The following is a 9129-nucleotide window of genomic DNA, read 5'->3' as shown; positions in this document are numbered from 1 at the left end:
CCCAGCGGGATGCCCAGCGCGCTGGCGCGTGCCGCCGTGCCACGCTGTACCACGCCTTGCAGGAAGGAGTTGATCTGATAGGCAACGATGGGGTCCATCACCTGCTGGCCTTCGGGCGTCAGGCGCGGCGATTCCGTCCCATCGAAGGCGCGGGTACAGCCCGCCGGACACTTACGCTGATCGGCGCGGTAGATGACCTTGCCCTGATAATCCTGCACCAGCTCGATCAGGTGCGGCTTGATGCGCCGCCCGCCATTGACGAAGGCCGAATAGGCGGCCGTCAGCTGATAGGGCGTCGTTTCGGTCGAACCCAGCGCATTGGACAGGTAGGGTTCCATATTATCGACCGCGCCGTATTGCACCACCTTGGCCGCCACCGTCTTCATGCCGACCTTGTCGGCGAGGCGCACGGTCATGGCGTTACGCGACAGCTCAAGCCCCTTGCGCAGGGTTTGCGGCCCGTAATAGGTGCGTGAATAGTTCTTGGGCGACCACGCCTCACCATTGGCCCCCTTGAAGGTGATGGGGCCATCGACGACGATGGAAGCCGGCGTGAAGTCGCCTTCCAGCGCGGTGGCGTAGATGAACGGCTTGATAGCCGAACCCGGCTGGCGCTTGGCCTGCGTAGCGCGGTTGAACTTCGACAGCGAGAAGGAATAGCCGCCGACCATGGCCACGACGCGACCCGTCCACGGGTCAACCGCAACCAGCGCGCCATTGACCGCCGGCACCTGCTTGAGCGCATAGGCCCCCGTGGCGTCGCGCGCCACATAGATCAGGTCACCGGCCTTGAGCCCCGCCCCGCCCTGCGCCCATGCCACATCGGAGGCGCGAAGGGTGCCGTGGTTTTCGCCCGCCGGGGCCTCAGCCAGACGGATGGAGCCACCGGCGCGTTCAACCACCGCAACCTGCCAGTCGGGACGCTCAAACGGGGCGCGACGCCGTTCCGGCAACTTGGCTTCGACGGCGGCGGCCTCCTGCTGCCAACCTTCATTAATACTGCCGATATTGCCCCACGCGCCGCGCCAGCCGTGACGGCGGTCATACAGCTCAAGCCCGTCCATCAGGGCGATGCGCGCCGCTGTCTGGAGCTTGGGATCAAGCGTCGTCTTCATATAGTAGCCGGCGGAGTATATATCCTCACCGAACAGGGCCTTGGAGCGGCGCTCGACCTCCGAGACGAAGAAGTCGGCATCGCGATACTTGGCGCGCTGCGGGGCCGACTGCACCACCAGATCCTCCCGCATGGCGGCCTCAGCCTCCGCCTTGGTCACCCAACCGACCGACGCCATCTCGCCCAGAATCCAGTTGCGGCGGGCAATGGCCTGATCCTTGCGACGGATGGGGTGGTAGTTGTGCGGACCCTTGGGCAGGGCCGCCAGATAGGCGGTCTCGGCGAGGGTCAGTTGATCGACCGACTTGCCGAAATAGTTATAGGCCGCGGTGCCAATCCCGTTCGAGCGATAACCCAGATAGATGTCGTTCAGATAGAGTTCGAGTATCTGTTCCTTGGTCAGCGAGGTTTCCAGCCGCCGCGCCAGAATAAATTCCTTCAGCTTGCGCCCGATGGTCCGCTCGTTCGACAACAGGACGTTCTTGGCCACCTGCTGCGTGATGGTGGAACCGCCTTCGAGGCGGCGACCCTGCACAAAGTTGATGACATTCTTGACCATGGCCCTCGACAGGCCCCCGACATCAACGCCGGAATGGTTGAAGAAGTTGCGGTCTTCGGCGGCCAGAAAGGCGCGGCTGACGCGCTCAGGGATGCGGTTATAGGGAATGAAGATACGGCGTTCCTGCGCGAACTCACCGATCAGCGTTCCGTCCCAGGCGAACAGACGCGTCGAGGTGGGCGGGCGATAATCGACGATTTCATTGCCGTCGGGCAGGTCGTGGAACAGCCATGCGGCATAGATGGCGATAGCGAAGCCAGCGATGGCCACCATCGACATCAGCACCACCCCCGCCATGGCGAACCAACGCTCAGTGGACTTCACAAACACCCTCCGTCACCGCGACGCGGTTCCGTTACGAAGAGCGTCCGCATCATATTGCGTCGTGTGTACCAAAGCCCGCCCCCCGCGCAAAGCCCTGATCACGGCTATATCCGGCTTATTGCGGGCAAATGCGGCTTATTGGCGACGCTTTACCGCACAGAAAAAGCCCTGCCATTACAGCAGGGCTTTAAACACAAAGGGTTTTGCAGGACTAGCGGGCGACAAACCCGAACGAGGCGTAGCGCACATCATTGGCGAAATACTGATCGATCGCCTTGACCAGTTGCCCGGCCATCCGGTTGCGATCCCCCGAATCGTTCAGGCGTCGCTCGTCCTCGGCATTGGTGATAAAGCCCATCTCCAGCAGCACGGCGGGGACATCGGCGGCCAGCAGGACCACGAAACCGGCCTGACGGTGGCTACCTTTGAGCAGGGGCACAGTACCGTCCATATTGTCGAGCATCAGTTCGGCGAAGGTGGCCGAGCGGTTCTTGGTGGCGCGCTGGGTCAGGTCGATCAGGATGCGCCCGACCGTCTTGTCCGTCGCCCCCGTCGGCAGGGCCCAGTCGCCGCGGTTCATGGCGTTGCGCGCGGCCCGTTCGGTGCCGGAATCCGAGAGGGTATAGATGGACGCTCCCTTGGTGGCCGTATTGGGGCCGGAATCGGAGTGCAGCGAGATAAACAGATCGGCATTGGCATTGCGGGCGATACGCACGCGGGCAACCTTATCGACATAGACGTCGGAGTCGCGCGTCATGATGACCTTATAACGACCTGTGGCTTCCAATTTGGCTTTCAGCGCCTTGGCCGCCGCCAGATTGACGTCCTTCTCCCACGACGACGCACCACGTGCACCGGGATCATGGCCGCCGTGACCGGCATCGACGACGATAATTTTCTTGCCCGTACGCGGTTTGTCAGCCGCTTCGGTGCGCAACGCAGGGGGTATGGCCGCGGTATCGGCCACGGCCTTGGCAGAGACGGTCTGAGGCGCAGGCGCATCCGCGGCAACCACGTCGATCACGTAGCGATAGGTGCTGATTCCATCGGCCGGCGGCAGCAGGAAACGGCGCGCGATCCGGGCATTGCGGCTGAAATCGAGGCGCAGACGCGTCATGCCGGCCGTCGTATCCAGCTTCCAGCCCTTGACAAGCCCCTGCCCCTGCCCGCTCAGCACCGCGCCGACATCGATACCGGACAGGCCCAGGACGGCACGCTGCTGGTCTTCCTCGCGGCTGAGGAGTTCCCCCTTCGCCGAGGCTTGCAGATCAATGACCAGTCGCGTCTGGTTCGGCGCGCCGCCCAGACGTACATTGACCACATCGCCGCTGGAGGCCGCTTCAACCGGGGGGATGTCCCCTGTCGCAATCACGATGGCACCCGCCATCAGGGCAGCCAGCCATAACTGACCATTGCCGGCCAAACGCCACGCACGTCGGATCATTCACCCGCTCCACCAAACACCGTGGACACCTTTCTGGTGCCGCTGCTTTTGCATTGTGACAGAATGGATACACGATGCGGGTAGCGATCTCGTTAACAACAAAAATAATTGCGTGCTTTTCTTTTGCGCCGCCTTGTTGCATATTCGCCTCGTCCGTGCACGAAAGCTTCGTCAGACCTTGTCTTATCAACGATTCTGACAGGCGTTCGTGCCCGTTTCCGGTGTCTAGCCTGCGATATTTTGATGGTCGCACGCGCCCCACACCGGACCAAACACCTCCTTGAAGAGGCTCTGTTCCGTTCCTGTGCGACCGGTCAGACCTTCTTCCGGCGACATAGTCCGTCACAGGATCAGCCGCCATCCGAATGAAATTCACCGGCGCGTCCGCCAAAGGGGCCTCCATCGGCACCGGGACGCTTCGGCCAAAGCGTAGTCAGGGTATTCGTCGGCTCAGTTGAGCCGCGTTATGGCTCTGATTTTTTGTAACGCCCCGTGTGTTACCGAAGCGTGCCAAGACAATTTCATGGCATTTTTCGGCACGAGGCTCGAAGGTATTTAACACCCTATGGGCTGTGCTGCTCATTTGAACAGGTTCCGGACTTCTACCGCTCCGCGCACTTTGCGCGCCGGACCGGGCCTTTGCGCACGCCTTTCACCCCAAATCAGTCAGCGCCCCCTGTCCCCGCCCGGCCCTGTGTCCGGCGCGGCTTTAAGGCGTGCGCGCTGCGGAGATCGCGTTAATGTCGAAAACCATGTTAATCGACGCGACGCACGCGGAAGAAACCCGCGTCGTCGTTCTGAACGGCTCAAAAGTTGAGGAATTCGATTTTGAAAGCCACGCCCGCAAGCAGTTGCGCGGCAATATCTATCTCGCCAAGGTCACCCGCGTAGAGCCCTCGCTTCAGGCGGCCTTCGTGGAATATGGCGGCAACCGCCATGGCTTTCTGGCCTTCAACGAAATACACCCGGACTATTATCAGATCCCGGTCGCCGACCGCGAAAAGCTGATGGCCGAGCTGGCGGCGCAGGCCGCCGCTAACGGCCACGATGACGCCGAAGACGAGGATCACGAAGACGACGGCGACGACCTGCCGGACGAGGAGCGCCGCCTGCGCGCCCACCTGATCAAACGCTACAAGATTCAGGAAGTCATCAAGCGTCGTCAGATCCTGCTGGTTCAGGTGGTCAAGGAAGAACGCGGCAATAAGGGCGCGGCGCTCACCACCTACCTGTCTCTGGCCGGGCGTTATTGCGTGCTGATGCCCAATACGGCGCGCGGCGGCGGCATCAGCCGCAAGATCACCAACGGGGCCGACCGCAAGCGGCTGAAGGCTGTGGCGCAGTCGCTCGACGTGCCGCAGGGCATGGGCCTGATCGTGCGCACGGCGGGGGCCAAGCGCACCAAGACCGAGATCAAGCGCGACTATGACTACCTGCTGCGCGTGTGGGAAAATATCCGCGAAACGACGCTGCGCTCCAACGCCCCGGCGCTGATCTATGAGGAAGAAGACCTCGTCAAGCGCGCTATCCGCGACCTCTTCGACAAGGATTTCGACCACGTGCAGGTCGAGGGCGTCGAAGGCTATAAGTCCGCCAAGGACTTCATGCGCATGATTATGCCGTCGCAGGCGAAGAAGATACAGCTCTATAATGGCGGGATGCCGCTGTTTGCGCGCCACGGCATAGACGACATCCTCAACCGCATCTATTCGCCGGTCGTGCCGCTGCGTTCGGGTGGCTATCTGGTCATCAACCAGACCGAAGCCCTGGTCGCCATCGACGTCAACTCCGGCAAATCGACCAAGGAGCGCAATATCGAGGCGACGGCGCTCAAGACCAATCTTGAGGCTGCCGAAGAGGCCGCGCGTCAGATGCGTCTGCGCGATCTGGCCGGTCTGGTGGTCATCGACTTCATCGACATGGATGAGTCGAAGAACAACCGCGCCGTCGAAAAGAAACTCAAGGACGCCCTCAGCGAAGACCGCGCCCGCATCCAGATGGGCAAGATTTCCGGCTTCGGCCTCATGGAGATCAGCCGTCAGCGCCGCCGCACCGGTTTCCTCGAAGGCACAACGGTCATCTGTCCGCACTGCGAAGGCATGGGCCGCGTCCGTTCGACCGATTCCTCGGCTCTGGCCGCCATGCGCGCCATCGACCTTGAGGCCATGACCAATGGCGCGGGTGCCATCACCATCAAGCTGCCGCAGGCCGTGGCCCTGTATATCCTAAACGAAAAGCAGGTGCATCTGGCCAAGCTGCGCCTCGAATGGGGCCTGAAGGTCAATGTCGAGATCGACTCCGACCTGAACCACGCCGAATTCGAGATCGTGCGCACCGTGCACGCCGATGAGGTGGAGTTCACGCCGCCCGTTCGCCCTGATCCGATCATCGACCTCGGCCCCGACCCGGACTACGATGAGGACGAGGACGAAGACGTCATCACCATCGACGAAGAGGCCATCGAGCGCGAAGATACGGACGATGATGAGGCCTCAGAACGCGCCGAAGCGCGTGAGGATCGCGATGACCGTCGCGGCCGTCGCCGTCGCCGTCGCCGGGGCCGTCAGGACAACGAGCCGCGCGTCGAAGCCGACACGGCGGAGGCCGAGGCCAGCGACTCTGAGGCCGACAGCGAAGACGAGGATGGCGAGGACGATGGCGATTTCCGCCGCAACCGTCGCCGCCGTCGTGGCCGCCGCGGTGGCCGTCGCAACGGTCCGGACGCGCGTCCGCGCGAAGCCTATGCCTGGGTGCGCGCCCGCACGCCGTCGCTGGAAGAACCTTATGTGTGGATCGACCCGTTCGACGAATCGCAAGGCAAGCGCGCCCCGAATCCGGGCGAAACGCCGGATGGTTTCGACGTGATCGAAGTGGCCGCCGAAACACCGACGATAGCGGCAGACGCTGCCGAAGCGACCTCGGTATTGGGGGCCGCCACTCAGGCCCCGACCTCGCTGGTGCCCGAAGACCTGCGCGATCAGCCTGCCCCCAAGGGCAAGCGTCCGCCGCGCAAGCGTCGTGGCAAGGCTGAGGCCGAAGCAAGCGAAACGGTCGAGACCATCGCTGAGCCTGCCGTGATGGAAACAGTTCCGGAGCCGGCCACTGACGCCATCCCTGAACCGGTGGCCGAGGTCGTTGCGGAAGAGGTCGCCAAACCGGCGCGCAAGACCCGCTCGCGCAAGAAGAAGACCGACGAACCGGTGGCCGAAGTCGCCGCAGAACCGGCGGTGATGGAAACGGTGGTGGAACCCGTGGCCGAAACCGCACCGGAACCCGTGGTTGCGGAACCCGTGCTGGAAAGCGAACCGTTGGGGGGCAGCTTCGCCCCCGCCACACCTGAGCCCGATCCGGCGGAAATCAACACGCCTCCCGCCAAGCCCAAGCGCGGCTGGTGGCGCCGATAGAACCCAAAGGCCTGCATCCTCAGCGTTGCGGGCCTTTTGTTTCGGGCCTTTTGTTTACAGCCGCTCATCCGGCTTTTCCGGTTGTGTGGGGGCCTTAGATTTGTCACTCTTAACCTCCATATAAAGCTGAACGAAATCCGCGACAGAGACCTGCCTATGGTGTGGAACGGCCTTAAAAAGAGAGCGTCTGAGTGGGTGAAGCCTCTGGCGGCGGCCTCGCTGATGACTCTGGCCGTCACGGGTCTGGCCCCCAAGGCGCAGGCGCAGACCGTCATCCGCGACACCGAGATTGAGCGTTTTCTGCATAAGGAGACGCGCGGCATTCTGACGGCGTCGGGCCTCAACGCCGATCAGGTGCAGTTCCTGCTGATCGCTGATCAGTCGATCAACGCCTTTGCCACCTCGCGTCAGATTATCGGTCTCAATACCGGCATGATCGGCGAAGCCGAAACGCCCAATGAGCTGTTCGGCGTTATCGCCCACGAAGCCGGTCACCAGGCGGCGGGCCATACCGTGCGCTCGGACGAAATCTATCAGGCGGCCAAGGCCCCGATGGCCATTTCGCTGGGGCTGGGGATTATCGCCATTCTGGCCGGGGCCGGAGATGCGGGCGTGGGCCTTCTGGGCTCGTCGCAGACCTTCGGCACGCTGGGGGCCCTGCGCTATATGCAAACGCAGGAATCCGCCGCCGACATCGCGGGCGTCAAGGCGCTGGAGCGTGCAGGCATGTCCGGCCGCGGTCTGGTCGAATTTTTCGACAAGCTGCGCAATTACGAGACCTTTTCCAACGCCGAGCGTTATCAGTATTTCCGCACCCACCCCCTGTCGCGCGACCGTGTTGCCACGCTCCGCCGTCTGGTCGAGCAGCAGCCGCACAAGGACGCGGTGGACTCTCCGGAACTGATTGCTGAATTCAGTATCGTCAAGGCCAAGCTGTCGGGCTTCCTTGATCACCCGCAAAAGGTGTTCATGCGCTACCCCGAAAGCGACCGCTCCTACCCGGCCCGCTACGCCCACGTCATTGCGTGGTACAAGCAAACCGAGGTGAAGAAGGCCCTGAGCGAGCTGGATCAGCTTCTGACCGAGCAGCCCAACAACCCCTATCTGTGGGAACTGAAGGGGCAGATCTATTTCGAAACGGGCCAGACGGCGCTGTCGATCCCGGCGCACCGCAAATCCGTGGAACTGCTGCCCGACGCGCCACTGTTGATGGTCAATCTGGGTCAGGCCCTGATCGCCGCCGGCGGTGACGACAATCTGCGCGAAGGGATCGAGCGGCTCAATGCGTCGCTGAAATACGAACCTGACAACAGCTTTGCCTGGAACCTGCTGGCGCAGGGCTATGATGGCCTGAAAATGCCGGGTCAGGCGCGTCTGGCCTCGGCCGAAGCGGAGTTCTATCAGGGCAATATCCCGCAGGCACGCACCTTCGCCGTGTGGTCGCAGAAAAACCTGCCCAAGGACTCCGTCGAATACCGTCGCGCCCGCGACATCGTCCTGACCACCTCCTCGCTCATGGGTATTGACCCCGTGGAGGAAGAAACACGTACCCGTCGTTAAATGTACCGCTGCTGAAAAGAGTCCCCGTGACCGATACCCCCGAAACGCCGACGCCTGCACCCGAAATCAAAACAGAGACGCCCGCCACTGCCCCGCGTGAGCCCCTGCTCAGCAAATCCAATCTGGCGCTGGCGCTGGCGACCGGGGCCTTTGTGCTGGCACTGGCGCCTTATGTTCTGCCCAATATTCAGGGCCTGATCGTGCGCGGCGGCCTGATGACGCGGCCCGAAGTGCTGGTCGATGCCTCGACGGCCCTGCGCGAAAAGCAGGACGCCGAAACGCGCAAGAGTGTCGAAACCGCCATCAAGGCCAATGAAGGCTCGATCATCGCTGCCGATGATCCCATCCTCGGCAACCCCTCGGCCCCCATCACCATTATCGAATTCCACGACTATCTGTGCGGGGCCTGCCGCGCCAGCCACCCCAGCCTGCTGAGCTTCCTCAAGGCCAATCCCGACGTGCGCGTGGTGGTCAAGGAATATCCGATCATCGGTAAGGACAATTCGCGCGTTCTGGCCGCCCTCGCCCTCGCCGCGCGCGACACCGGCCACTATGCCGCCGTGCACAACGCCCTCTACAGCCACGAACTCAGCTCTCAGGCCGATGTCGATGCCGCCCTGACCGCCGCCGGGGTCAACCCGGCCGAATTGCACGCCAGGGCTCAGTCGCCCGCCATTCAGGCCAAGATCGAGGAAACCCTGCAACTGGGTTATAAGCTGGGCAT

The 9129-nt window shown here is 62.6% G+C and carries 5 protein-coding genes; 3 read left to right on the top strand and 2 right to left on the bottom strand.

Annotation, left to right across the window (positions count from 1 at the left end; genetic code table 11):
- Positions 1 to 2003: transglycosylase domain-containing protein (locus tag Q0072_RS15755; protein WP_366941829.1), on the bottom strand; the 2003-nt coding region annotated here is incomplete at its 3' end.
- Between the two features lie 205 nt (positions 2004 to 2208).
- A complete protein-coding gene (locus Q0072_RS15750) occupies positions 2209 to 3441 on the bottom strand; it encodes an N-acetylmuramoyl-L-alanine amidase (RefSeq protein ID WP_298332004.1) in 1233 nt (410 codons plus the stop codon).
- Between the two features lie 740 nt (positions 3442 to 4181).
- On the opposite strand from Q0072_RS15750, the gene Q0072_RS15745 reads away from it, so the two are divergent.
- From Q0072_RS15745 to Q0072_RS15735, 3 genes are all read left to right on the top strand, one after another.
- Positions 4182 to 6845, top strand: a complete 2664-nt coding sequence (locus Q0072_RS15745; protein WP_298332002.1) for a ribonuclease E/G — start codon at positions 4182 to 4184, stop codon at positions 6843 to 6845.
- Between the two features lie 156 nt (positions 6846 to 7001).
- Complete coding sequence (locus tag Q0072_RS15740) at positions 7002 to 8405, top strand: M48 family metalloprotease (protein WP_298332000.1); 1404 nt, start codon at positions 7002 to 7004, stop codon at positions 8403 to 8405.
- A gap of 26 nt (positions 8406 to 8431) precedes the next feature.
- The coding region (locus Q0072_RS15735; RefSeq protein WP_298331997.1) for a thioredoxin domain-containing protein at positions 8432 to 9129 on the top strand (698 nt) is incomplete at its 3' end.

Source organism: Asticcacaulis sp., from assembly GCF_027484505.1.
Lineage (GTDB): Bacteria > Pseudomonadota > Alphaproteobacteria > Caulobacterales > Caulobacteraceae > Asticcacaulis.
This window is presented reverse-complemented; position numbering and strand designations above follow the sequence as displayed.

Bases quoted from the DNA above. Each gene is read 5' to 3' on its own strand.
- Q0072_RS15750 (WP_298332004.1), bottom strand. From the start codon at position 3,441: ATGATCCGACGTGCGTGGCGTTTGGCCGGCAATGGTCAGTTATGGCTG.
- Q0072_RS15745 (WP_298332002.1), top strand. From the start codon at position 4,182: ATGTCGAAAACCATGTTAATCGACGCGACGCACGCGGAAGAAACCCGC.
- Q0072_RS15740 (WP_298332000.1), top strand. From the start codon at position 7,002: ATGGTGTGGAACGGCCTTAAAAAGAGAGCGTCTGAGTGGGTGAAGCCT.